This is a genomic window from Sphingopyxis macrogoltabida (genome assembly GCF_001307295.1).
In the GTDB taxonomy this organism is placed as follows: domain Bacteria; phylum Pseudomonadota; class Alphaproteobacteria; order Sphingomonadales; family Sphingomonadaceae; genus Sphingopyxis; species Sphingopyxis macrogoltabida_B.
Map to the genome: position 1 here is coordinate 1,242,331 of NZ_CP012700.1, position 23,333 is coordinate 1,265,663.

The window sequence follows — 23,333 nt, forward strand, 5'->3', positions numbered from 1 at the left end:
CCGGCCGCCGGCGGGCCGGGTTCCTCGCACCCCGATCCGCAAATCTGATAGCGGCTGCACGGCGCGCGTCAATTTTCGGGCTTCGCAGCGAGGTCATTCGGCCGCCGCGATCAAAGTGCCCTGATGATAGAAATTGCGCCAGCCGCCGTTTTCGAACCGGTAGAGGCGCATGTGTCGGGCGAGCTTGCGTCTGACCGAGCGATCCGCGGCCTCGAACCGATTGTCGAAACTGCCATGAACCCAGGCGACGGTTCCGGACACCTCGATCCGGTTGTCGCGCAGTTTATAGTCCAGATAGCGGCCGGCGGCCGAGCGGATGGCGGCAAGATAGCCGGCCTTGTCGCGCACGCAACCATCGGCATCGACATGGTGATAGTCATCGGTCACCATGGCCGCGAGCCGATCGAGATCGCCGACAGCAATCGCGGCGGCACGGTCGCGTTCGAGGGCTTCGATCTCCGTGCGGGCGGCATCCATCGGGGCGATATCCTTCCTCTTCGCCGGTCGGTCTTCCGGCGGGGAAGGAGCGTAGTTGGCCGGGGGCAACGTCGCAAAGACCGTTGGGTCATTGCGGATATGAGCGCGGGGCATGATGATGCCACGGCGCGCTTTGTTCTTTCTCTCGCGGTGCCGGATGATATTTCCCGGTATATTATGGAACTGCCCTGATCCGAAAGGTCGCCTGATGAAACGCCTGCTTGTCACCCTTGCTGCCGCGCTGTCACTTGCTTCGCCTGCGCTTGCCGGGCCGCAACAGGGCGATGTCATCATCCGCCATGTGACCGTCATCGATGTCGAGGCGGCGAAGGCCGTCGCCGGGCAGGCGGTCGTGCTGCGCGGGGCCGATATCGTTGCGGTCGGCGATGACGCCGGCGTCGCGAAGGGCTGGCGTGCAGAACGGACGATCGAGGGCAAGGAGCGCTACCTCATCCCCGGCCTGTGGGACATGCATGTCCATTTCGGTGGCGGGCCCGAACTGATCGAGGAGAACCGGGCGCTGTTCCCGCTCTATGTCGCGAACGGAATCACGACGATCCGCGACTGTTCGGGCGACCTTGCCGATCAGGTGCTGGCGTGGCGGAGCGAGATCGCGAACGGCAGCCTGTTCGGCCCGCGCCTGCTGACCTCGGGCGCGAAGATCGAGGGGATCGCGCCGGTGTGGAAGGGGACGATCGAGGTCGGCAGCGAGGCCGATGTCGATGCGGCGCTCGATCGGCTGAAAAACCGCGACAAGGTCGATTTCGTCAAGATCACCGACAATACGCTGAAACCCGAGCTGTTCCTCTATGCGCTGCGGCAGGCGAAGGCGCTGGGGCTCCGCACCTCGGGGCATATTCCCATGGCGCTGACGGTCGAGCAGGCGGTCGATGCAGGGATCAGCTCGATCGAGCATCTCGACTATGCCTATAATGCGGGAGCGAAGGACGAGGCCGCGATCGCCGCCGATTTCGCGGCGGGACGGATCGATCGCGCCGAGGCGAACCGGCGGCTGAGCGCCGGATTCGATCGCGCCACCGCGATAGCCGCCTATCGCGATTTTGCCGCTAAAGGCGTGTATGTTACCCCGACGCTCAACGGCAGCCGCATTCTCGACTATCTCGACCGCGACGATCACAGCATGGATGCCGGCCTCGCCTATATCGGCCCGAAGCTGCGCAAGACTTATGACTGGCGCATCGAACGCGCGGCGAAGGCGGATGCTGCGGCGATCGCGGCGCGCCACGCGCACAGCGATGCGGTGAGCGAGGTGCTGCCGATGCTCGCCGAGGCCGGCGTTCCGATCATCGCCGGAACCGACGCGGGCTTCCTCAACAGCTTTAACTATCCGGGCTTCGGGCTGCACGACGAGATCGAGCTGTTCACGAAAAGAGGCCTGACCCCCGCGCAGGCGCTCGCTTCTGCGACGCGCGCTGGGCCCGCGTGGTTCGGCTGGCTCGACCGCTATGGCGCGGTCAAGCCAGGCATGGCAGCCAATCTGGTCTTGCTCGACAAGAACCCGCTGCAGGACATCGCGGCGACGCGCGCGATCCATACGGTGGTGATGCGGGGGCAGGTGCACGACCGCGCGGCGCTGGACAAGATGCTCGCCGACACCCGCGCGAAGGTCGCGGCGTGGAAGGGGGAGGCTGCGAAGCCCTAGTGCACCAGCGGCGTCCGGCGTGCGCGCCAGACGATGCCGATGGTGAAAAGGCCGATCCCGGCCCAGATGACGTTGAGCACCGCCGACGGGATCGCGCCGTTATAGCCCGAGTTGAGAATGAAACCGGCGGCGCCGATGACGTTCATCCATTGATAGAGATAGCTCCGCGCCTCGAGCTTGCCGAGCGACAGCAGCACATAGGCGACGAGGATCACCACCGCGGCCGACCAGCCGATGACTTCGATCGCCAGTCCCAGCGCGTCCATAACCTGTCCTTTTCGGGTGAGCGCGCCTAGCGCGGCATCCGGACTTCGATCGCCTCGACTGCGTCTTTCGCTTCCTTGAGACCGAGGCCGGTCTGGTCGCGGAGCCGCTTGATCGCCTCAATCTTGCGGTTCTGACGGATCAATTCGCGGATTTCATCGTCGTCGATCTGCGCATCGACGACCCGCGCTTCGCCGATGCGCGGCATCGGCGGGCGCGCCGGCGGCGGCGCGGTGAGGTCGCGGCGCCCGCCGCCGCGCAGGAAGCGCGCGAGGAGAAGCCCGATCAGCAGGCCGGCGGCGAGAAAGAGCAGTTTGCCGACCATCGCCGCCGGTCCCTATCCGTTACGCTGCGAGCTTGCGCAGTACGTAGTGCAGAATGCCGCCGTTCATATAATATTCGACCTCGTTCGCTGTATCGATGCGGCAGAGCGTGTCGAAGCTGAATGTCGAGCCGTCGGCGCGGGTGACGTTCACCGTGACCGTCTGGCGCGGCTTCAGATCCGCGACGCCGGTGATGGTGAAAATATCGTCGCCGGTCAGGCCGAGCGTTTCGCGCGTGTCGCCCTCGAGGAACTGCAGCGGCAGCACGCCCATGCCGACGAGGTTCGAGCGGTGGATGCGCTCGAAGCTCTCGACGATCACCGCGCGGACGCCGAGCAGGTTGGTGCCCTTCGCCGCCCAGTCGCGCGACGAGCCGGTGCCATATTCCTTGCCCGCGATCACGACCAGCGGGGTGCCGTCCGCCTTGTGGCGCATCGCGGCGTCGTAGATCGGCATGACCTCGGTGCCGTAGCGCGACATGCCGCCCTCGATGCCGGGGACCATTTCGTTCTTGATGCGGATGTTGGCGAAGGTGCCGCGCATCATGACGTCGTGGTGGCCGCGGCGGGCGCCGTAGCTGTTGAAGTCGGCCTTGCTAACCTGATGTTCCATCAGCCATTTTCCGGCCGGGCTGTCTGCCTTGATGCTGCCGGCGGGGCTGATGTGGTCGGTCGTGATGCTGTCGCCGAGGATCGCGAGCGGCTTGGCGTCGATGATATCGGCGACCGGCGCCGGGGTCATCGTCATGCCCTCGAAATAGGGCGGGTTGGCGACATAGGTCGAGCCGGCGCGCCACTGATAGGTGTCCGACCCTTCGACCGAAATCTTCTGCCAGTGCTCGTCGCCCTTGTAGACATTGGCGTAGCGCGCCTCGAACATGCCGCGGTCGAGCGCCCCGGCCATTACGTCGGCAACCTCCTGGTTGGTCGGCCAGATATCCTTGAGGAAGACGTCCTGACCGTTCTCGGCCTGCCCGATCGGGGTGGTGGTGAAATCCTCGATCACGGTGCCCTTCAGCGCATAGGCAACGACGAGCGGCGGCGAGGCGAGGAAGTTGGCGCGCACGTCGGGCGACACGCGGCCTTCGAAGTTGCGGTTGCCCGAGATCACCGCCGCGGCGACGAGGCCGTTCTCGTTGATCGCCTTCGAAATCGGCTCGGCCAGCGGGCCCGAGTTACCGATGCAGGTCGTGCAGCCATAGCCGACGAGGTTGAAACCGATATTGTCGAGATGCTTCTGCAGGCCCGCCTTTTCGAGATAGTCGGTGACGACCTGCGACCCCGGCGCGAGCGAGGTCTTGACCCACGGTTTGGGCTTCAGCCCGAATGCATCGGCCTTTTTCGCGACCAGCCCAGCGGCGACGAGGACGCCGGGGTTCGAGGTGTTGGTGCAGCTGGTGATCGCGGCGATGGTGACGTCGCCGTCGCCGATGTCGAAATCCTTGCCCTCGACCGGAACGCGCGTCTGCGCCTTTTTGTAAGTGTTGACCATGTCGGCATTGAACACATCGTCGACATCGGGAAGCGAGACGCGGTCCTGCGGCCGCTTCGGCCCCGCGAGCGACGGCACGACGGTGGCAAGATCGAGTTCGAGCGTGTCGGTGAACACGGGGTCCGCCGCGCCCTCGACGATCCACAGCCCTTGGCGCTTGGCATAAGCCTCGACCAGCGCGATATTCTCTTCCGAGCGGCCGGTCAGGCGCATATAATCGAGCGTCTTGTCGTCGACGCCGAAGAAACCGCAGGTCGCGCCATATTCGGGCGCCATATTGGCGAGCGTCGCGCGGTCGGCGAGGGTCAGCGAGGCGAGCCCGGGGCCGAAATATTCGACGAAGCGGCCGACGACGCCCTTGGCGCGCAGCATCTGCGTCGCGGTGAGCACAAGGTCGGTCGCGGTGACGCCTTCCTTCAGCGTCCCGGTGAATTTGAAGCCGACGACTTCGGGGATCAGCATCGACACCGGCTGGCCAAGCATTGCGGCCTCGGCCTCGATCCCGCCGACGCCCCAGCCGAGCACGCCCAGCCCGTTGATCATCGTCGTGTGGCTGTCGGTGCCGACGCAGGTGTCGGGATAGGCGACCGTGGTGCCGTCCGCATCCTCGCTCGACCACACCGCCTGCGCGATATGTTCCAGATTGACCTGGTGGCAGATGCCGGTGCCCGGGGGCACCGCCTTGAAGTTCGACAGCGACTTCGATCCCCATTTCAGGAAGTCGTAACGCTCGCCGTTGCGATAATATTCGATCTCGACATTCTGCTCGAACGCTTTCGGGGTGCCGAATTCGTCGACCATCACCGAGTGGTCGATGACGAGGTGAACGGGGACGAGCGGGTTGATCTTCGTCGTGTCGCCGCCGAGCTTGGCGATCGCATCGCGCATCGCGGCGAGGTCGACCACACAAGGGACGCCGGTGAAATCCTGGAGCAGCACGCGCGCCGGGCGATACTGGATCTCGCGGTTCGAATGCGGGTCCTTCTGCCAGTCGACCAGCGCCTGCACATCGTCGGTCGAAACGGTGAAGCCGCCATCCTCGAAGCGCAGCAGATTTTCGAGCAGCACCTTCATCGAGAAGGGCAGGCGCGAGACGTCGCCGAGCTGTGCCGCGGCCTTGTCGAGCGAATAATAGGCATAGTCCTTGCCGCCGACGCTCAGCGTCGAACGGGTGCCCAGCGTGTCGTTGCCCGTGGTGGTCATAGAACAAGCAGTCCCCATGTTGGCGCGGCGGGGAATGACCGTCCGGTGGCAAAGCAGGAGAGCGGGGCCAGCGGGAGTCGCACGCGCAGGTTTATGTTGGCGCCGCCTTACGCCGGGGGTGGGGAAATGCAAGGGGGTGAGGTAACTTACAGAAGCCGCATGTTGAGCGAGGAGAAGCCCTGCTTTTCCATTTTCAGATAACGCTTCATGGGTTCCGTAAGATAGACTTTCGTTTTGAGTTGGCCTTCATTCAACATCTCGGTTTGATTGGCGACTTCTCTGATTAAAGCCAAAGCCTCATCAGAGACCTGATGTTCTTCCTCGTCGAAGAGTCCGCGCGTCCGCCAAGTCAGAATTGGCATCGCGCTTTTAGTCGCCTCAAGGCTATCAGGAAAACGGCTATACCAACGACCGCCTAGATCGACGCAATAAGGTCCGTCTTTCTGGCGAATATAGAAAAACCGCGTTATCGGGCCGCCGAGGCGGGCGGCGGCCAAGTTGTCGATCAAATATAGAATTTTGTGAAGCCGAAACAGTGAGATACTTCCATGAATCTTCAGTACTTTCGCCACCACGTTCCAAGAGTTGTCATCACGAATGCTCGTCGAGGCGCGCCGTTTTTTGTTCCCGAGGCGTTTTAGGGTTTCACCGACGAAGTAGTAATCGGAAACTTGATTATGAAAACTGCGATGAATCATCGCCCGAGCGCCAGGGTGGTACAAAGGCAAAAGGAGGCGACTATTCCATTTGTTACTGGTTCTTACAGAATCTCTAAGTGTTAGATCATGATGTTCTATTATCCGCGTAGCTTCAAGGGCGACGCCGCCTAACGTCATAACCAAGGCGGGTTTGATAAGCTCAATCTGGCGTTGAAGATTATCAACGCAGTTTTCTATTTCCCTCTTCGCGGGAGGAGAGTTGTTTCCCTTTTCGTCCTTTGGGTTACAAAGGACGGCATTGGTAACGAATATATCTTTTCTCGATATTCCAGCAGTGTCGAGAAGCTTTTCAAAGTTGTCTCCCGACTTGTCACCATGGAAGGGAATGGCAGTTCGATCGGCGCCGAGCCGCCCCGGCGCCTCGCCGATGAACATCAAGGGAGCTTCAATGCTTCCGTTCGCCCAGCTCAATACCCTGACGCAACCTTCCATGCGGGCGCATTTTCGACAGGCGGATACGTCGTCTACCAACTTATCAAATTCAATTTCCGAGAACGTCGTCAGCATAACGTCGCTGAAGGCCTTTCGACAAAGATATGTGAGGGTGCAGTGAAACCACTTGCGTCGCCTCATAACGGCGACCGCTGTGCCGAGCAACAAACTGACCAAGTCTCTGTAATGCTATGAGATTTCCAAGAGCCTTGGCGCTGTAGTCGTGCGAACGATAAAGGGCGACTAGATCGAGTCGACCTCGCGAGTGTGGTCGAAACTGAAGATACTGGAGGCAAGGGCTTCCACGAGTTCGGAATGTGTCAGTTGGTCGAAAATTGTGGAGATACAAGGCTGCTTGAACGTCATTGGGCCAAGTTAGAAGCTTATGGATCAAGTTAGCGTCCGCGCTCGTGGTGTAATTTCCGGTGTAGGCGATGGTGTATTCCGGGGTGGGGCATGCCCCACCCCGGAATGCGGCGTCGCTGGTGGCCACCGGGTTCATCGTTATGGTGGAGTTTGCACACTTCAACCGTGACGAAGAGGAGTTCCCGATGACCGAGGACAGATTACTGATCGAAGAGCTGGCTGCAAAGGGCGGCCAACCGGATTTTTTGCGCACCATCGCCGAGAACGTGCTGCAGCTGATCATGGAGGCCGACGTTGATGGCCTGATCGGCGCGGGTCGCCACGAACGCAGCAGCGAGCGCGCGACCTGGCGCAACGGCTATCGCGACCGTTCGCTGGATACCCGGGTAGGCACGCTGAACCTGAAAATCCCCAAGCTGCGTGCTGGGTCCTATTTTCCGGGCTTCCTTGAGCCCCGCAAGATGGTCGAGAAAGCGCTGGTTGCGGTGATCCAGGAAGCGTGGATCGGCGGGGTCAGCACCCGGCGGGTCGATGAACTCGTCCAGGCCATGGGCATGACCGGCATCTCCAAGTCCACCGTCTCCAAGCTTTGCAAGGACATTGACGAGCGCGTCCATGCCTTTCTGAAACGCCCGCTCACCGGCGAATGGCCGTATCTCTGGCTCGATGCCACCTATCTCAAGGTACGCGAAGGCGGGCGGATCATCAGCGTTGCCGCAATAATCGCCATGGCCGTCAACACCGAGGGCCGGCGCGAGATCGTCGGCCTGCATATCGGCCCCTCGGAAGCGGAGGTCTTCTGGTCCGACTTCCTGAAGGACCTTGTTCGGCGCGGTCTTACCGGCGTGAAGCTGGTCATCTCCGATGCTCACGAGGGCCTCAAGGGCGCGATCACCCGCGTCATGGGCGCCACCTGGCAGCGCTGCCGGGTGCACTTCATGCGCAATGCCCTGTCCTATGTGCCCAAGGGCCAGAACACTGTCGTCGCCGCCGCGATCCGCCAGGTCTTCCTGCAGCCCGATCAGAAAAGCGCAACGCAGGTCTGGCGACAGGTCGCCGACCAGTTGCGCACCCGTTGGCCCAAGCTCGGCGCCTGCATGGACGAGGCCGAAACCGACGTGCTCGCCTACACCGGCTTCCCCACCCAGCACCGCACGAAGTTACACTCAACCAATCCGCTCGAGCGGCTCAACAAGGAGGTCAAGCGCCGCGCCGACGTCGTCGGAATCTTCCCGAACGAAGACAGCATCATCCGCCTCGTCGGGGCTGTGCTGATGGAGCAGAACGACGAGTGGCAGCTCCAGCACCGATACATGCAGATCGAAGGCATGGCCGAACTCAACCAACCCATGATCGAGGAGGAAAATCAGCCCCTACACATCACCGCCAAAGCCGCCTGACGATGGCCCACGGCCACAGCCGAAATTACACCACCTTGACGGACGCGACCTGGATCAACGCCGCCAATTTGTTATCCCCGAACTCGACTCGTGTTCCGTTCCCGAGAACGGATGATCCCACGAGCCGTTCGAAATAGGTGTGTTGCCATTGGCTAAATTTGCGGCCTCGTCGACGGCCTCTGCCAAATAGGTTTAGCCCGGCTTCGGTTGCTTCAGCCACAGTTCCTGCGTGGCGCTCAACCACAGCGGGAAGAAGCATGTTGGCGACGGATGACGGCGTCTCGGTTCGAACCGCCCTCGCGGCCGCGTCAACACGTCTAAGGTCGGCCGCCGTAAACTCAGACGCGCCGCTCGCGCTGAGCGTCAGAATGTATGGCGCATTGTTTCCGAGGAGCAAATCGCTCGCACTACGCCATGCGGTAACAATGTCGGGTTCGGAAATATCCATATCACTTCATCGTGTAGGTTATAGTTTTTCTTTTCCTATTTATCCTTATTATTCCTCCGCTGTTCCTAACCAATTTGTCATAACATCTAAATCCAAAGGATATTGCGTCAAACCAGTCGGAAATACTTCTAGAATTAACTTCTAGGCCGCTTGTCATCGTTTTTATCGTTTGTCCGATAGTAAAAGGAATATTTCCCCTGTCGGAAAATGATGAAACTCCGTTTGCAGATATTTTGTTCTGGTTGAAGACAAAAACGCTAATACCTTCTTCTAAGAAAATCGAACGAGCGCCGTCCTCGACGCGATCTATCTCCGGATTGTAGCGCCTCTTTGCATTCATCAGTTTTCTGAAAACAGGTGACCAGCCTAACTTCGCGACGTAAGCCAAATGGAACACGTCATGGAAGCGGTACCCATCGTCGATGTAGGCATTGTCATCTAACGAGTCCCCTAAATCTCTTCCTTCGAACTCAATTCGCACTCGCCCATCTTTCGGATTTTGGTGAAAAACGAACTCGCCCTTTTCCGGTAAACGCTGATCGTGAGGCGATTTTTCATCGAAGTCGCGCTTGTCATCGGAAAAAAGATACAGCGTCTTCACGAGATTATCAGATGCGATCTGAGAAAGTTTAAGATCACAATATGAAGCAACAGCGGAGAGATACCAGAGCGTGTCTCCTAGCTCTGTAGCGATCTCCTTTTTGACAACATCAGGGGTTTTGTTGTCGCGCTTTATCTTCTTTATAGAGCTTGCAACGCTTCCGGCTTCTCCGAGTAAGCCAAGGGTAAGGACTTCAATATCGTCAGTCCTGAGCGTTTTCGAGCATAGATTCTGATATCTGTCTAATTCCATATCCGTTCCGCCCCCTGCGTCAGATAGAGAGATTTATATTTTCCTATACTTAGAACATCAAGCCCGCTGCTGATGAGGGCCATAGCGTATTTCCCCTCTTTCCTACATTATCCAAATAGGTTCAAAATCACTCCGATTCATTCCAAGTGATTCGGGAGATGGAGTTATGGGGCGTAAAATGGCGCGGGGTTCGCGGGGGAAATCGGGAGGTGTGGCTGCGGCTTCAGGCAGCGGTGAAGGCCGGAACAGGCCCTCCCGTGGTCGGGGCCACGGGTCTCCGATCGCCCCCTCCCGCAAGCGGGAGGGGAGCAACGCGCGTGGCGCCGCCGGGCCCTGGATCAAGTCCGGGGTGCGCGAGCGCGAGAATCCCTTCATGCCCGGGCTGCGCGTACGCTCGGACGGGTGGACGGCGGCGCGGACGCAGGTGTTTCTGGCGACGCTGGGGCAGACGGGGTGCATCACCGACGCGGCGCGGATCGCGGGGGTCAGCCGGACGTCGGTCAATCGCTCGCGGGCGCTGTTTCCTCCCTTCGACGCGGCGTGCGGCGAGGCGATCGCGCGGGCGCTGCGCGGGCTGGAGGCGGTCGCTTACGAGCGCGCGGTCGAGGGGCGCGAGATGGTCGTCATTCGCGACGGGCGCGAGGTCGAGCGGCGGATCATGCCGTCGGATTCGATGCTGGGGCTGCTGATCAAGCGCGGCGACCTGAAAGGCGGGCAGAATCTGCATCTGACGGCCGAGGAGGCTGCGGCCTATGTGCTGCCCGCGGCGGTCGCGCACCGCTTCCTGTCGGTCGACGAGTTTTACGGCGGCATCACCTTTGACGGGCGCGACGGCGGCAAGGTGCAGCGGCCGACGTCCGAGGAGACCGACGCGGCGATCGTCGCGCGGCTCGCCATCCTGCGCAAGCAGCGCGGGCTCAACACGCCGCTGTGCGACAACTGCGGTGAGCCGGTCGATTAGGGGTGATCGGGGGCGCCGGTTCGGGGGCGGGGAGGGGACGCTGGAAAGCTGATGTGGCGTAATCGCGCTCTGGGCCCCGGCTTTCGCCAGGGTACAGCATGGCAACGTCCCCAACCGGCCGTTTTCAGCCCCCCGAAGCCGACTTTCCCCCGGCATCGCTCTTTTCCCTGCAGAGAGCCGAGCCGGGGCAAGCGGCCTTTTGTGCGAAACTTATAACCCAGATCAACGCGCCGCGGCGCGGGCGGCTGGCCAATGCTTGCGGGGCGGGTCTTCGCAGGGCATTGGGAGAATATGGAATCGACCAGACTGTCCTCGCTCGGCCGTGATACGCGCGCGAACCGGCTGATCATCACGCTGCTCGCGGTGGGCTTTGCCGCGATTCTGGTGGCGGCGAGCGTTGCCTTTTACGTCCAGCGGCAGAATGAGGCCGATGCACAGCTGGTCGCGCATACGCTGGCGGTCGAGGCGGCGCTGGGCGCCTATGCGAGCGCGACCGAACGTATGGAGACCGCGCGGCGCGGGCTGATCCTCACCCAGAACCCCGAATTTTCGGCGATCATGGCCGAGGCCGAGAAGGTGTCGCGCAACCAGCTCGACGCGCTGGCGCGGCTGATCGCCGACAATCCGGAGCAGCGGGCGCGGGTGGCGCGGCTGCGCACGCATCTGGACGTCTATGGCGCCCATTATCGCCGGACGCTCGGGCTGCGCGGCGCCGATCGCGACGCGCTGCTCGCCTCCTTTTCGTTGGACAAGGGCGTGCAGGAGGTGCGCGCCTCGCGCGCGGTGGTCGAGGCGATGCTGAACGACGAACTGGCGCTGCTCCGCGACCGCGAAGAGCGGCAGCGGCGGACGCAGCGGCTGTTCAGCACGCTGCTGCTCGCAACCGGGCTGCTGGTCGTGGCCGTAGCGGCGGCCACCCTGTTGCTGGTGCGGCGCAATCTGGTCGAACTGCGGACCTCGCGCGCCGAGCTGCGGCGGCTTAACGACGGGCTGGAAGAGCTGGTCGAGGCGCGCACCGGCGAGCTCAAGCGCGCCAATGCCGAAATCCAGCGCTTTGCCTATATCGTCAGCCATGACCTGCGCTCGCCGCTTGTCAACGTCATGGGCTTTACCGCCGAGCTGGAGACGGCGCGCAAGGCGATCGCGGCCTATCTGGACAAGGGGGATGCCGAGGGGTGGGGGCCGCCCGATGCGGCGACGCGGCTGGCGATCGAGGAGGATCTGCCCGAATCGATCGGCTTTATCCGCACCTCGACGCAGAAGATGGACCGGCTGATCAACGCCATCCTCAACCTGTCGCGGCAGGGGCGGCGGACGCTGGCGCCCGAACGGCTTGACCTGACCGCGCTGGTGGAGGGGATCGTCGGCAGCCTGCAGCACCGGATCGACGAAACGGGGACCGATGTCGCGGTCGGCAATCTGCCGGTGGTGGTCAACGACCGGGTGGCGGTCGAACAGATCCTGTCGAACCTGATCGAAAATGCGCTCAAATATCTGCAGCCGGGCCGTGCGGGCGTCATCGGCGTGAGCGGCGGCGCCGATCTGGGGCGCGCGTGGGTCGCGGTGACCGACAATGGCCGCGGCATCGAACCGCGCGACCATGAACGGGTGTTCGACCTGTTCCGCCGCTCGGGCATGCAGGACCAGCCGGGCGAAGGGATCGGGCTTGCGCACGCCCGCGCGCTCGCATATCGCCTCGGCGGTACTATCGAAATCCAGTCCGAACCAGGTGTGGGGTCCACCTTCCGGCTGATCCTGCCACTCGAATGGCAAAGCGGAGAAGAGGATGCCTGACCAGAAACCCGTCAATATCGTGATGATCGAGGACGATGAGGGGCATGCGCGCCTGATCGAGAAGAATATCCGCCGCGCCGGCATCTCGAACGCGATCCACCATTTCCTCGACGGCACGTCGGCGCTGGAATTCCTCTATGACGGTGCCGAGGGGCCGGTGCGCAACGGGCCGGCGCTCGTGCTGCTCGACCTCAACCTGCCCGACATGAGCGGCACCGACATCCTTGCGAAGTTGAAGGCCGAGAGCAGCCCGCTGCGCCGGACGCCGGTCGTCGTGCTGACGACGACCGACGACAAGATCGAGATCCAGCGCTGCTACGATCTCGGCTGCAACGTCTATATCACCAAGCCGGTCAATTACGAGAATTTCGCCGATGCGATCCGTCAGCTCGGGCTGTTCCTGTCGGTGATCCAGGTCCCCGATCCCGATCTCGCCTGAGACCCACGCTGACCCACATTCTTTATATCGACGACGACGAGGGCATGCGCCGGCTTGCGTCGCGGGCGCTTGCGCGCAAGGGCTTCGAGGTCAGCCTCGCGGCGAGCGGCGGCGAGGGCTTCGAAATGGCGAAGGCCGCGGCCTTCGACCTGATCGCGGTCGACCATTATATGCCTGGGCAGGACGGCCTCGCGACGCTGGAGGCGCTGCGCGCGCTGCCCGAATGCCCGCCGGTCGTCTATGTCACGGGGTCCGAGGAAAGCCGGATCGCGGTCGCGGCGCTCAAGGCGGGCGCCGACGATTATGTCGTGAAATCGGTGGGCGAGGATTTCTTCGACCTGCTCGCGTCGAGCTTCGATCAGGTGCTCGACCGCGCCGAGCTCCGTCGGGGCCGCGAAGCCGCCGAGGCCGAGCTGCGCGCCAGCAACGCCCGGCTGGAGGCGCTGCTCAAGGAAGTGAACCACCGGGTCGCGAACAACCTCCAGATGATCATGTCGTTCGTCGCGCTGCAGTCGAAAAGCCTCGCCGACGCCGGCGCGCGCGAGGCGCTGCAAAAGACGCAGCAGCGGATCGCGACGGTCGCGCAGGTGAACCGCCGCCTCTACACCACCGACGACGTCGAATTCGTCGCGATGGACGATTATCTCGAAGGATTGGCGCACGACCTGTCCGAAACCTGGTCGAACGGCGCGGGCGTCCGGCGGGTCACCGCCGCCGTCGAGCCCGTCCGCGTTGCGACCGACAAGGCGGTGGCGCTGGGCATGATCGCGAACGAGTGGGTCAGCAATGCGTGCAAATATGCCTATGCCCACGATCATGGCGGGGAAATCCGCCTGTCGCTGCGCCAGATGGGCAGCGCGACGATTGAGCTGGCGGTCGAGGACGACGGGGCGGGGATGCCGGACGACGGCGTCGCGCGCGGCACCGGGCTCGGCACGCGGCTGATCGAAGCCCTCGCGCGGACGCACAAGGCGGCGGTTTCCTATGTGCCGGTCGACCCGGCGAAGACGCAGCCCGGCACGCGGGCATCGATCCGCATCGACCTGAGACCTGGCGAAATCCGGCCGGCGGCGGTGCCGGTCTGATCCCTTGTGGCGCGGCGCAGGCGTCGCAGCGACCGGGCGTAATTAAGATTGACTTGCAATAGCGTTAACCCCTAGGGCCCGCCCCGACGCCGCGCGCCGCATCGGCGGCGGGCACGGACGTGCCGGTTCGAAAAGGGGATTATGATGAGAACGCATCGCTTGCTGACCGCTGCGACGAGCGCGCTGGCGCTTTTTGCGGGCGCGCTGACAGTCCCGGCAGGCGCGATGGCGGCCGAGGGCGATGCCGGTGCGGACGCCGGCACCGACGATCAGGACCGCAAGGACGAGATCGTCGTCTATGGTCGCGGCGAAGAGGACAATACGCTGGCGACCGGACTGTCGCTGTCACCGCGCCAGACGCCGCAGTCGATCAGCGTCATCACCCGCGAGCAGATCGAGGATCAGGGCGCGGTCAATATCGCCGACGTGCTTTCCTATACCACTGGCGTCTCGGTCAAGGCGGTCGACCGCGGCCGCAACATGCTGGCGGCGCGCGGTTTCGAGATCAGCAATTTCCAGCTCGACGGAGCGCCCTTTGCCACCGGCAATATCGGGCTCGAGGAAAACAGCAGCGCGCTGTACGACCGGGTCGAGGTGATCCGCGGCGCCAACGGGCTGATGCAGGGGCTGGGCGAGCCGTCGGCAACGATCAACCTCGTTCGCAAGCACGCGGACTCGCGTTCGCTGACCGGCAGCTTCGAGCTCGAAGCGGGCTCGTGGGGACGGATGGCGGCGACCGGCGACGTCACCGTGCCGCTGACCAGCGACGGGTCGGTGCGCGGCCGCTTCGTCGCGCAATATTATACGCAGGAGAGCTTCGTCGACCTCGAGAAGAGCGACGGTTACCTCTTCTATGGCGTGATCGACGCCGATCTGGGCGACAGCACGCGCGTCAGCGTCGGCGCGAGTTACCAGCGCGACAATCGCGACGGGATTTTGTGGGGGCAGCTTCCCTATTGGTACAGCGACGGGTCGCGCACCAACTGGCCGCGGCCGAAGACGACTGGCGCGCGGTGGAACCTGTGGGACACGGTCGAAAAGACCGCCTTCCTGACGATCGAGCAGCGGCTGGGCAGTGACTGGACGCTGCGCGGCGACGTCAGCTATCACCAGCAATTCGAAGAATCGAAGCTGCTGTGGACCGACGGCTATCCCGACCCGGTTACCGGCGCGGGGATCAACCCCTGGGCCTATTGGTACGAGAGCAAGCCCGAGCAGTGGCACGGCAGCGCGACGGTCAAGGGCGGGTTCGACCTGTTCGGGCAGCGCCACGAGCTGATCGTCGGCGGCATGTACAGCCATCTGAAGACCGGCTGGACCAACCGCGATCCCGACGCCGCCAGCGTCGCGCCGATCGAGGATTTCAACGAATGGGACGGCAATGTCTATCCCGAGCCGACATGGGGGCCGCGCTATGACATGAGCGGCATCGGCACCACTGAGCAATATGCGGTCTATGGCGCGACGCGGCTGCAGCTCGGCGCGCGGCTGAAGCTGATCGCGGGCGGGCGGCTGAGCTGGTACAAGCGGAGCGAAGAGGTCGCGCTTTACACCCCCGAAGCTTATACGATCCGCCACAATCACCGCTTCACCCCCTATGCGGGGCTGGTGTTCGACGTGACCGACAATCTGTCGGCCTATGCAAGTTATACCAGCATCTTCAACCCGCAGACGGCAAAGGACCGCAATGGCGATTATCTGCCGCCGCTCGAAGGCGCCAATTATGAGGCGGGGCTGAAGGGCGAATGGCTGGACGGACGGTTGCGTGCATCGGCGGCGGTGTTCCGCATCGAGCAGGACAATTTTGCGGTGGTGGATTTCCCACATAAGGTTCCCGGCACACAGGACCCCGCGTTCCGTCCAGCGATGGGCACGGTGTCGAAGGGATATGAGGCCGAACTGGCCGGCGAGATCCTGCCCGGCTGGGACCTCAACCTCGGCTGGAGCGAGTTTTCGGCGCGCGATATCGATGGCCTGGCGGTGCAGGCGCATCACCCGCGGCGGGTGCTGCGTATGGCGACCCGCTATGATTTCGGCGGCGCGCTCGACGGGCTGAGCCTCGGCGGTTCGCTGCGCTGGGAAAGCACCCCGCCGAAGACGGCGACCAACCCGGCGACCGATGAGATTGTCGCGGTCGGGCAGCCTGCCTATCTGCTGGTCAATGCGATGGCGCGCTATGCGCTCGGCGAGCATGTCGAGTTGCAGGTCAACGTCAACAATCTGTTCGACAAGCGCTATTTCAACAACAATCTGTGGTTCGACGGCTATGTCTATGGCGAACCGCGGAACGTGCGCGCGACGATCCGCTTCGGCTTCTGATCGCGGGGCGCGGTCAATAGAGGATATGTTCGGGCCATAGCACGCGTTCGCAGCGCGTCTTTGGCTCGGCGGTCTTCGCCGCGAGCATGGTTCGCAGCGCCGGGATCGCGGCCACCGCTTCGCGCAGTGCCGCGATGTCGATCGTGCCGCGGGCGAGCTCCTTGTCGCCGCCCAGCCGGTCGGACGGGCGGACAAGCGTCCAATCCAGCACATCATAGCCCTCGGCATAGGCGAGGAGGTCGCCGAGCGGCAGTTCGCCATGGCCGTTCCGCATGTCATAAGCCGCGTAGGGGAAGACCTGTGTCGAAAGCGCGGTGCTGCCGATGATGCCGTGCGGTTCGACCGGGAAAGGGCGCTGCATGCGGATCAGCGCGACCTCGGGCAGGTCGGTTTCGATCCCGACGCGGAGCTTGACCTCGATCGCGCGCGGCTCGACCGCGGGCTGGCGCGCGGGGTCCCAAATATAGGAAAGTTCGAGATCGAGAGGTCGCTGCGGTCGCTGCGGATCATAGGCGGCCGGGGTCCAGCGCATGAAGTCGCCGCCGTCGAGCTTTCCTTCGTCGGCATAGAGGCGCGTTAGGCTGACCGTCCCGCCCGCCAGCACCCGTTCGGCATCGCAGCGATAGCGCCAGCTTTCGCGCAGCGGCGGTACGGGGATCGACGGAGCCTGCGCGCCCGCCTTGCCGGTCAGCCGCGCGTCGGCGGCGGTCGCAGGGATCAGCAGCAGTAGCGGCAAAAGTTTGAGAATATGGCGCAATCGCATCTGTCTTTCTTTGTCGACCCTGTTGCCGGGGATATGGTCCGAAACCGGTGGCTGCGGGGTGACAGCAATCACAGGGACGGGCGCTGCGCCCTCTTGCGCCGCGCGGGCGCGGCTGCGACACGGAAGGTGCGAAGGGAGGCGGGCGTGGAGGCAGAGGGCGACATGACGCTGGGCATGCGGATCATGAAGCTGTCGCGCCTGTTGCGGCTGCGCTTCGACCGCCGCGCGGCGGGCGCCGGGCTGACCAGCGCGCAGTGGCGGACGATCGCGTGCGTGCGGCGCTTTCCCGGCGCGACGCAGCGCGAGATTGCCGGGCTGCTCGAAGTCGGCGAAGTAACGGTCGGACGCTCAATCGACCGGCTGGCTGAGGCGGGCTGGCTCGAACGCCGCGCCGACCCCGCCGACCGGCGTGCCTATCGCATCCACCTGACCGGCGCGATCGATCCGCTGCTTGCCGAGCTGGCGGCGATCGGTGCGGCCGAGGATGCCGACGCGCTGGCCGGCTTCAGCGCCACCGAAATCGCCGCGCTCGACGTGATGCTCGAACGCATCGCCGCCAATCTGGGCGGCGATGTCGATCCGGCGGTGGTCGCAGGGTGTGACCCGCGCGAGGCGGGGTAGAAGCGACCGCGGGGCGGTTATCGGCCGAAGTCGGACGGCTCATTCTTTCCTGTTTTGTCATCCCCGCGAAAGCGGGGACCCAGAGCGTGTGTGCGCTTACCCCACACTGGGTTCCCGCTTTCGCGGGAATGACAAAGATTTGGAACGTCCGCTCTCCACCTCCAACCGGCCATTGCAGAAGCTACCGATTGGGACGGCGCCGGGCCCTATTTCTGCTTGAGCGCTTCGCTCTTGGTCAGGCTGGTGACCAGCTTGCCGCCGACGATGCTGAGCGTGTCGGCGGGGATGCGGACGGTCTGGCGGTTGACGATGGCGAGGACGCCGCCCGACGGCTGGACTTTGTAGACCTTGCCAAGGATGCGCGCCTTGGCGTCGCGCAGAACTTCGCCTTCGACGGGCGCGCGGGGCAGCGCGCTAGCGGCCGACGTGTCGGTGGCTTGCGCGGCGACCGCGGGCACGGTCGCGGCGGCGAGAATGAACGGTGCGATGACGAAATGGAAACGCATGGGAACCCCCTGAGTGAAATTAATAAGCTATGTTAGTATATGCCTGCTTAGTGTGCAATGCACAAAAATCGCGAGCGGACAGGAGGCGCGGGGCGCGCAGGTCCGGCGCGGCCGGAAATTTCAGGCGGTGGCGAGAAGGACCGGGGCGGGGGTGAAGGTGCGGACGCAGTTGCGACCCGAACGCTTCGCCACATAAAGCGCCTCGTCGGCCTGCCGCATCAATTGCGACAGCCCGGTGCCGGGGACGTTCGCGGCAAGGCCGATGCTGGCCGTCGGGGTCAGGGCGGGCGGAATCTGGTCGCCGCAGGCGTCGGCAAGGCCGGTGCGCACCGCTTCGGCGAGCCGGCGTGCCGCCTCGATTCCGGTGCCGGGAAGCAGCAGGGCGAATTCCTCGCCGCCGATCCGTCCGGCGATCATGCTGTCGGGGCCGACGGCGCGGACGTGGGCGCCAAAGGCGGCGATGATCGCGTCGCCGCACGCGTGGCCGTGGCTGTCGTTGACCTGCTTGAAATTGTCGAGGTCTGCGATCAGCAGCGCCGCGGGAAGGCCTTCGTCGGCCGAGCGGCGAAGCGCCGCGCCCGCCTTTGCCTCGAAACCGCGGCGGTTGAGCAGGCCCGAAAGCTCGTCGTCGTCGACCTGCTGGCGCAGTTCGGCGATGATGTCGATGGCGACCGCGACCATCAGGCTGATCGCCGCGGCGATCGACACCATCGCCTGGCTGAACTGGACGGTGGTCCAATAGACCGACTGCTGGAAACCGACATAATCGTCGAAGCCGCCGCTGAAGGTGAGGATCACGACCGGGCGGACGATCAGATTGGCCGCCGACAGCGCCGAGACCCAGAACAGCACGCGGTCGATCAGATGGGGTTTGTCGAGCGGCCACAGCGCGCGGACGATCATCAGCGCGATCACGCCGGCGCCGACGCTGACCGAATAGATGCGCGCGGGGATGTCGGGCTGGACGAGCAGGAACCAGGTGAAGAAGGCCATCGATATCGCAATCGTCACCGCCATCGCGCGCCAGGGAACGGGCAGCGCATAGCGTTTGATGATCGCGGCGGCGAACAGCATGCCGGTGAGCAGGAAGCCGAAATTGGCGGGCAGGCGCTGCAACTCCATCGGCAGCGCGGGCGCGACGTCCTGGATCAGGAAGGCGGCGGCGGTGGCGACATAGGCGGCAGAGGCATAAGCGACATAGGCTTCGCGGCGGTTCAGCCACAGCAGGAAAAAGGCAGCGGCGAACAGCAGGCCGATGCCCGGATTGAGCAGCGAAATGAAAAGCTGTCCGTTCAATTTGCCGTTCCCGCCTCCCGCCCGTCCGGGATACGCCGGCGTGGATAACAGGAAGTTACTTTTTGGGGAGTTAAGTCACGGTTACCGCAGAATTTCTGTCAGGCGGTGCCGCGTATGACGAGGTGGACGGGGATGCGCGTGCCGCTGCGCGTATGCTCGTCGTCCTCGAGCGCCATCGCGACGAGCGCTTCGCCGGCGGCGTCGAGATCGGGTTCGAGCGTGGTGAGCGCGGGATCGGCCAGCGTGCCCGCGCGAATACCGTCGAAGCCGATCAGCGCGATATCCTGCGGCACGCGGCGTCCGGCATCCTTCAGCCCCTGCAGCACGCCGAGCGCGAGCATGTCCGACGCGGCAAAGATGGCGTCGATGTCGGGATGGGCCTCCAGCAAGGCGCGCGTTGCGGCGACGCCCTGCGCGTGCCGGTCGGCCGCGGCGGGCGGCTCGACGACGATGGGGGTCAGGCCGTGTCCGGCGAGCGTCGCCGCGAAACCGTCGCGCCGTTCGTCGAACTGGCGCTGCGGCGACTGCTGCGACCCGATGAAGGCGATGCGGCGGCGCCCGGTCTTCGCGAAATGCGCGGCGGCGAGCTGGCCGCCCTCGTCATTTTCGCTGCGCATCCAGTGGAACGGGCTGCCGGGGCTGCCCCAGCAGACGAAATCGAGGCCCGACGCCTGCGCCTCGGCGAAATATTGCCAAGCGGCGCGGTTGCTGGTGGTGCCGATGACGATCATCGCGTCGGCGAGCCCCGAGGCGACGAAATCGGCACGGAAATTGGCCTCGCTCTCCTGAAACGAGACGAGCAGGTTGAAGCCGCGTGCCGAGGTCGCGGCGGCGATGCTGCCGAGCAAGGCGAAATAGAAGGGGTTGATCGCGCTGCGATCTTCGCCGGGGCGGCAGATGGTGACGAGCGCGATCGTCTCGCTGCTCTTGAGGCGCAGCGACGAGGCATGGCGGTCGACGACATAGCCGAGTTCGCGCGCGGCGGTGGAGACGCGCGCCCGTGTCTCGGCATTGACGCCCGGACTGTTCCGTAGCGCACGCGAGACGGTCGATTGCGAAACCCCGGCGCGTTCGGCGACGTCGAACGATGTCGGGCGCAGCGTCTTCATGGCAGTCCTTCTCCCCTTTGCGCCGTCTGTCGCCGCGAGGGGGAGGCTTGTCAATCGGTGAGGCCGTCGAGTGCAAGCAGCGCGAAGCTCGCGAGCCAATGTTCGCCCATATAGTCGCCGGTGACGTGCGGAAGCGCGGCGTCGAGATGGCGCTGCGCGGTGGCTTCGGCGACGGGGCTGGCGGGATGGGCGGAGCCGAGCGCGGCGCCGATGGTGCGCCAGCTCCATGCGCGGCTGAGATTGAGTCCATCGAGATGGGCGATCTTGCCGTCGCTGCGATCGGAGACTGTGGCGGGGGTGAAGAGGGTCGCGGGTTGTCCGGCGGCTGTGCGCGGGAGGAAGGCGTCGAACCATGGGGCGAAGCTGTCCCCGAGGACGGCTACCATCAGATGCGCTTCGGTGAGTGCCGGGGAGAGGAATTCGTCGCCGCCGGGCTCCCACGCCTGACAGTCGCGGTCGGCGGCGAACCAGTCGCGGGCGCGGGTGTCGATAAGGGCGACGAGCGCGGGGTCGCGGGTCTCGGCCCAGTGGCGGGCGAGCAGGAGCGCAAAGGCGATGTTGAAATGGGTGCCGACGCGCAGCGGATAGGTGAGCTTGGGCAGGAAGGCGTGGAAGCGCGCCGCGAAAGCGGCGGCGAGCGGTTCGAGGGCGGCGGCCCAGGGGGCGTCGTGGCGGGCGGCTTCGGCATGCAGCGCGAGGAGCCACGCCCAGCCATAGGGGCGCTCGAAGGCGGCGGAATAGGGGCGACTGAGGAACGCCAGCTCGCCCGCAACCTTGTCGGGGACGAGCATCGCGTCGGCACGGGCGCGGATATCAGCGGCGACAGGAAGATCGGGGAAGCGGCGCGCGAGGCGGAGGATCTGCCACCAGCCATGGACGCCGCTATGCCAGTCGAAACTGCCGTGGAAGATCGGGTGATGCTCGCGCGGTGGCCTCGCATCCTCGGGGCCGTTCAGCACCAGGTCCATCTTGTAGGGATATTCGCGGCCGAGGTGGGCGAGCGTTGCTGTCGCGAAGCGGGTGGCGTGTTCGGGGGTGAGGTGCATGGGACCTCCTTATCCGTTCGCATCGAGCGAAGTCGAGATGCCCATCGGTTGTGCGTGCCTTCGGGGTGTCTCGACTTCGCTCGACACGAACGGAAACAGGGGCGCTAGAAAGCGAACAAGTAGATGAAGACGATGTTGACCGCGAGCAGCGGCACCGCCGTACCGATCTGCGCCTTGATCACGCCATAGGGGTTTTTGAGTTCGAGCAGCGCGGCGGGCACCAGATTGAAGTTCGCCGCCATCGGGGTCATCAGCGTGCCGCAGAAGCCGGCGAGCATGCCGATCGCCGCGACGACCGCGGGGTCGCCGTCATATTGCTTGATGAGCAAGGGCATGCCGACCGCGGCGAGCATCACGGGGAACGCCGCGAAGGCATTGCCCATCACCATCGTGAACAGCGCCATGCCGAGCCCGAAGGCGAGCGTCGCACCGAACAGGCTGCCCTTTGGAATCGTGGTACCGATCAGGTCGCCGACGACTTCGCCGACTCCCGCGAGCGCGAAGACCGCACCGAGGCTGGCGAGCATCTGCGGCAGGATCGCCGCCCAGCCGACCGCGTCGAGCAGGCGGCGGCCCTGCTGAAGCGGGAGCAAAGGCGGCGGTTTGAGCCGCGCCATGCCGACCGCGAGCGCGATGAGGACACCGAGTGCGAGCGAGATCAGCGTCGCCTGCTTCGGATCGGCGAGGCCGGGGACCCATTTGAACAGGAAGGTGCCGATCAGCGCGGTCGCGGGGATGATGAGCGCGACGAGGAGCAGGAAATTGCCGTATTTCGTGGCACGTTCGGCCTGCACCTCGGCGGGAACTTCGCCGCCGGGGGCACGGCCGATCTGGCCCGCGCCGGCAATCGCGACGAGCGCGAGCACGAGCAGCCCGTTGCCGAAATCGCCGAGATAATCCCCCGCGATCATCGAGGTCGCGACCAGCCCCCAGAAGGCGGCGTTGCCGAAGCGTTTGGAATTGCTGCGGTCATAGAGGCCGAGCAGCGCGAAGAGCGCGAAGATCAGGCCCGCAAAGAGATAGACGTGCCCGAGCGTGATCATGCGCCGCCGTCCCCGGTCGCGCGGATCCTTCGGTCGAAGCGCCGGAGACGGAAGCCGTGGATCAGGAAGGCGGCGATCGCGGTCGGGATCGCCCAGAGCGAGAGGTGGAGCGGCTCGATCTGGTAGCCATAGCCTTCGAGGATGCTGCGCATCAGCAGGATCGAACCGAAAGCGAGAAAGATATCCTCGCCGAAAAAGACGCCGACATTGTCGGTCGCCGCGGCATAGGCCTTTACTTCTTCGCGCTCGTCGTCGGTCAGGGCCGGGCTCTGCGCTTCGGCCGCGGCTTCAGCCATCGGCGCGACGAGCGGACGGACGGTCTGGGCGTGGCCCGCGACCGAGGTGAGGCCGACGGCGGCGAAGGCCTGACGCAGGAAAAGATAGCCGGTGAGCAGGCGGCCCAGCGTTGCGCCCTTCAAGCGGCCGATGATGTTGCGCGCATGTTGTTGCAGGCCATAGGCCTCAAGCAGACCGATGACGGGAAGGACGATCCAGATAATCGAGACATAGCGCGTGTCGTTGAACGCCTTGCCGAACGCGGCGACGATGGCTGTGATATCGAGCCCTGCGGCGAGCCCGGTCGCGAGCGCCGAGGCCATGATCACGAGCAAAGGATTGAAGCGGAGCAGGAAGCCCGCGATGATGATCAGGATGCCGATCAGGACGAGCATATTATCGGCCTTGTCCAGGCCAGTTCCCCGGCGAAGGCCGG

General features: G+C 64.2%; 22 protein-coding genes. 8 read left to right on the forward strand and 14 right to left on the reverse strand.

Features of this window, described 5'->3' with window-relative positions; all coding sequences use genetic code 11:
• Positions 1-93: 93 nt before the first annotated feature.
• The gene (locus AN936_RS05780; RefSeq protein ID WP_158500051.1) at positions 94-705 is read right to left on the reverse strand and encodes a nuclear transport factor 2 family protein; all 612 of its coding nucleotides are present in this window, start codon (positions 703-705) and stop codon (positions 94-96) included.
• Here AN936_RS05780 and AN936_RS05785 point away from each other — a divergent pair.
• Positions 686-2,140 carry an amidohydrolase family protein gene (locus AN936_RS05785; RefSeq protein WP_054587296.1) on the forward strand — a complete coding sequence of 485 codons (1,455 nt, stop codon included), beginning with the start codon at positions 686-688 and terminating at the stop codon, positions 2,138-2,140. The genes AN936_RS05780 and AN936_RS05785 overlap by 20 nt on opposite strands.
• On the opposite strand, the gene AN936_RS05790 is transcribed toward AN936_RS05785, so the two are convergent.
• The 4 genes from AN936_RS05790 to AN936_RS05805 form a co-directional block, all read right to left on the reverse strand.
• On the reverse strand, positions 2,137-2,406 hold the full coding sequence (locus AN936_RS05790; protein ID WP_054587297.1) for a CBU_0592 family membrane protein: 270 nt from the start codon (positions 2,404-2,406) through the stop codon (positions 2,137-2,139). The genes AN936_RS05785 and AN936_RS05790 overlap by 4 nt on opposite strands.
• A 26-nt stretch (positions 2,407-2,432) precedes the next feature.
• Positions 2,433-2,729, reverse strand: coding sequence for a ribosomal protein L7/L12 (locus AN936_RS05795; protein WP_054587298.1), 297 nt, complete (start codon positions 2,727-2,729; stop codon positions 2,433-2,435).
• A 19-nt stretch (positions 2,730-2,748) separates the two neighbouring features.
• Positions 2,749-5,421, reverse strand: coding sequence for an aconitate hydratase AcnA (gene acnA / locus AN936_RS05800; protein ID WP_054587299.1), 2,673 nt, complete (start codon positions 5,419-5,421; stop codon positions 2,749-2,751).
• Between the two features lie 146 nt (positions 5,422-5,567).
• Complete coding sequence (locus tag AN936_RS05805) at positions 5,568-6,647, reverse strand: uracil-DNA glycosylase (RefSeq protein WP_054590135.1); 1,080 nt, start codon at positions 6,645-6,647, stop codon at positions 5,568-5,570.
• Positions 6,648-7,123: 476 nt separating this feature from the next.
• Here AN936_RS05805 and AN936_RS05810 point away from each other — a divergent pair, with 476 nt between their 5' ends.
• Positions 7,124-8,338: an IS256-like element ISSpma2 family transposase gene (locus AN936_RS05810; RefSeq protein WP_006954973.1), complete on the forward strand. Its 1,215-nt coding sequence runs from the start codon at positions 7,124-7,126 to the stop codon at positions 8,336-8,338.
• A gap of 25 nt (positions 8,339-8,363) precedes the next feature.
• On the opposite strand, the gene AN936_RS05815 is transcribed toward AN936_RS05810, so the two are convergent.
• Together AN936_RS05815 and AN936_RS24030 are read right to left on the reverse strand one after the other, a co-directional pair.
• The gene (locus AN936_RS05815) at positions 8,364-8,786 is read right to left on the reverse strand and encodes a hypothetical protein (protein ID WP_054587300.1); all 423 of its coding nucleotides are present in this window, start codon (positions 8,784-8,786) and stop codon (positions 8,364-8,366) included.
• Between the two features lies 1 nt (position 8,787).
• The gene (locus AN936_RS24030) at positions 8,788-9,639 is read right to left on the reverse strand and encodes a nucleoside triphosphate pyrophosphohydrolase family protein (RefSeq protein WP_084758203.1); all 852 of its coding nucleotides are present in this window, start codon (positions 9,637-9,639) and stop codon (positions 8,788-8,790) included.
• 373 nt (positions 9,640-10,012) lie between these two features.
• Between AN936_RS24030 and AN936_RS05820 the strand changes: the two genes are divergently transcribed.
• From AN936_RS05820 to AN936_RS05840, 5 genes are all read left to right on the forward strand, one after another.
• Entirely contained in the window at positions 10,013-10,600 is a 588-nt protein-coding gene (locus tag AN936_RS05820; RefSeq protein ID WP_054587301.1) for a hypothetical protein, read from the forward strand.
• A gap of 291 nt (positions 10,601-10,891) precedes the next feature.
• A complete protein-coding gene (locus AN936_RS05825; protein ID WP_054587302.1) occupies positions 10,892-12,394 on the forward strand; it encodes a sensor histidine kinase in 1,503 nt (500 codons plus the stop codon).
• Positions 12,387-12,833: a response regulator gene (locus AN936_RS05830; RefSeq protein ID WP_054587303.1), complete on the forward strand. Its 447-nt coding sequence runs from the start codon at positions 12,387-12,389 to the stop codon at positions 12,831-12,833. The genes AN936_RS05825 and AN936_RS05830 overlap by 8 nt, the downstream gene beginning before the upstream one ends.
• 26 nt (positions 12,834-12,859) lie before the next feature.
• Positions 12,860-13,918: a sensor histidine kinase gene (locus AN936_RS05835; protein ID WP_257719803.1), complete on the forward strand. Its 1,059-nt coding sequence runs from the start codon at positions 12,860-12,862 to the stop codon at positions 13,916-13,918.
• Positions 13,919-14,062: 144 nt separating this feature from the next.
• A complete protein-coding gene (locus tag AN936_RS05840) occupies positions 14,063-16,237 on the forward strand; it encodes a TonB-dependent siderophore receptor (RefSeq protein WP_158500052.1) in 2,175 nt (724 codons plus the stop codon).
• Between the two features lie 13 nt (positions 16,238-16,250).
• Here AN936_RS05840 and AN936_RS05845 read toward each other — a convergent pair whose 3' ends face one another.
• Positions 16,251-17,000 (reverse strand): hypothetical protein, encoded by a 750-nt coding sequence (locus AN936_RS05845; RefSeq protein ID WP_054587306.1) that lies wholly within the window; start codon positions 16,998-17,000, stop codon positions 16,251-16,253.
• A gap of 144 nt (positions 17,001-17,144) precedes the next feature.
• Here AN936_RS05845 and AN936_RS05850 point away from each other — a divergent pair, with 144 nt between their 5' ends.
• Positions 17,145-17,621 (forward strand): MarR family winged helix-turn-helix transcriptional regulator, encoded by a 477-nt coding sequence (locus AN936_RS05850; RefSeq protein ID WP_158500053.1) that lies wholly within the window; start codon positions 17,145-17,147, stop codon positions 17,619-17,621.
• 206 nt (positions 17,622-17,827) lie between these two features.
• Here AN936_RS05850 and AN936_RS05855 read toward each other — a convergent pair whose 3' ends face one another.
• The 6 genes from AN936_RS05855 to AN936_RS05880 form a co-directional block, all read right to left on the reverse strand.
• On the reverse strand, positions 17,828-18,127 hold the full coding sequence (locus AN936_RS05855; protein ID WP_054587308.1) for a hypothetical protein: 300 nt from the start codon (positions 18,125-18,127) through the stop codon (positions 17,828-17,830).
• A gap of 120 nt (positions 18,128-18,247) precedes the next feature.
• Positions 18,248-19,423 carry a GGDEF domain-containing protein gene (locus tag AN936_RS05860; protein WP_054587309.1) on the reverse strand — a complete coding sequence of 392 codons (1,176 nt, stop codon included), beginning with the start codon at positions 19,421-19,423 and terminating at the stop codon, positions 18,248-18,250.
• Positions 19,424-19,521: 98 nt separating this feature from the next.
• A complete protein-coding gene (locus AN936_RS05865; protein ID WP_054587310.1) occupies positions 19,522-20,532 on the reverse strand; it encodes a LacI family DNA-binding transcriptional regulator in 1,011 nt (336 codons plus the stop codon).
• Positions 20,533-20,582: 50 nt separating this feature from the next.
• Complete coding sequence (locus AN936_RS05870; protein ID WP_054587311.1) at positions 20,583-21,578, reverse strand: DUF2891 domain-containing protein; 996 nt, start codon at positions 21,576-21,578, stop codon at positions 20,583-20,585.
• A gap of 104 nt (positions 21,579-21,682) precedes the next feature.
• Positions 21,683-22,621, reverse strand: coding sequence for a DUF979 domain-containing protein (locus tag AN936_RS05875; RefSeq protein WP_054587312.1), 939 nt, complete (start codon positions 22,619-22,621; stop codon positions 21,683-21,685).
• A complete protein-coding gene (locus tag AN936_RS05880; RefSeq protein ID WP_054587313.1) occupies positions 22,618-23,292 on the reverse strand; it encodes a DUF969 domain-containing protein in 675 nt (224 codons plus the stop codon). Before AN936_RS05880 ends, AN936_RS05875 begins: the two co-directional genes overlap by 4 nt.
• Positions 23,293-23,333: the final 41 nt, after the last annotated feature.

Bases quoted from the DNA above. Each gene is read 5' to 3' on its own strand.
- AN936_RS05840 (WP_158500052.1), top strand. From the start codon at position 14,063: ATGAGAACGCATCGCTTGCTGACCGCTGCGACGAGCGCGCTGGCGCTT.
- AN936_RS05805 (WP_054590135.1), bottom strand. From the start codon at position 6,647: ATGCTGACGACGTTCTCGGAAATTGAATTTGATAAGTTGGTAGACGAC.
- AN936_RS05825 (WP_054587302.1), top strand. From the start codon at position 10,892: ATGGAATCGACCAGACTGTCCTCGCTCGGCCGTGATACGCGCGCGAAC.
- AN936_RS05830 (WP_054587303.1), top strand. From the start codon at position 12,387: ATGCCTGACCAGAAACCCGTCAATATCGTGATGATCGAGGACGATGAG.
- AN936_RS05820 (WP_054587301.1), top strand. From the start codon at position 10,013: ATGCCCGGGCTGCGCGTACGCTCGGACGGGTGGACGGCGGCGCGGACG.
- AN936_RS05790 (WP_054587297.1), bottom strand. From the start codon at position 2,406: ATGGACGCGCTGGGACTGGCGATCGAAGTCATCGGCTGGTCGGCCGCG.
- AN936_RS05875 (WP_054587312.1), bottom strand. From the start codon at position 22,621: ATGATCACGCTCGGGCACGTCTATCTCTTTGCGGGCCTGATCTTCGCG.
- acnA (WP_054587299.1), bottom strand. From the start codon at position 5,421: ATGACCACCACGGGCAACGACACGCTGGGCACCCGTTCGACGCTGAGC.
- AN936_RS05785 (WP_054587296.1), top strand. From the start codon at position 686: ATGAAACGCCTGCTTGTCACCCTTGCTGCCGCGCTGTCACTTGCTTCG.
- AN936_RS05870 (WP_054587311.1), bottom strand. From the start codon at position 21,578: ATGCACCTCACCCCCGAACACGCCACCCGCTTCGCGACAGCAACGCTC.
- AN936_RS05815 (WP_054587300.1), bottom strand. From the start codon at position 8,786: ATGGATATTTCCGAACCCGACATTGTTACCGCATGGCGTAGTGCGAGC.
- AN936_RS05865 (WP_054587310.1), bottom strand. From the start codon at position 20,532: ATGAAGACGCTGCGCCCGACATCGTTCGACGTCGCCGAACGCGCCGGG.
- AN936_RS05855 (WP_054587308.1), bottom strand. From the start codon at position 18,127: ATGCGTTTCCATTTCGTCATCGCACCGTTCATTCTCGCCGCCGCGACC.
- AN936_RS05845 (WP_054587306.1), bottom strand. From the start codon at position 17,000: ATGCGATTGCGCCATATTCTCAAACTTTTGCCGCTACTGCTGCTGATC.
- AN936_RS24030 (WP_084758203.1), bottom strand. From the start codon at position 9,639: ATGGAATTAGACAGATATCAGAATCTATGCTCGAAAACGCTCAGGACT.
- AN936_RS05810 (WP_006954973.1), top strand. From the start codon at position 7,124: ATGACCGAGGACAGATTACTGATCGAAGAGCTGGCTGCAAAGGGCGGC.
- AN936_RS05795 (WP_054587298.1), bottom strand. From the start codon at position 2,729: ATGGTCGGCAAACTGCTCTTTCTCGCCGCCGGCCTGCTGATCGGGCTT.
- AN936_RS05880 (WP_054587313.1), bottom strand. From the start codon at position 23,292: ATGCTCGTCCTGATCGGCATCCTGATCATCATCGCGGGCTTCCTGCTC.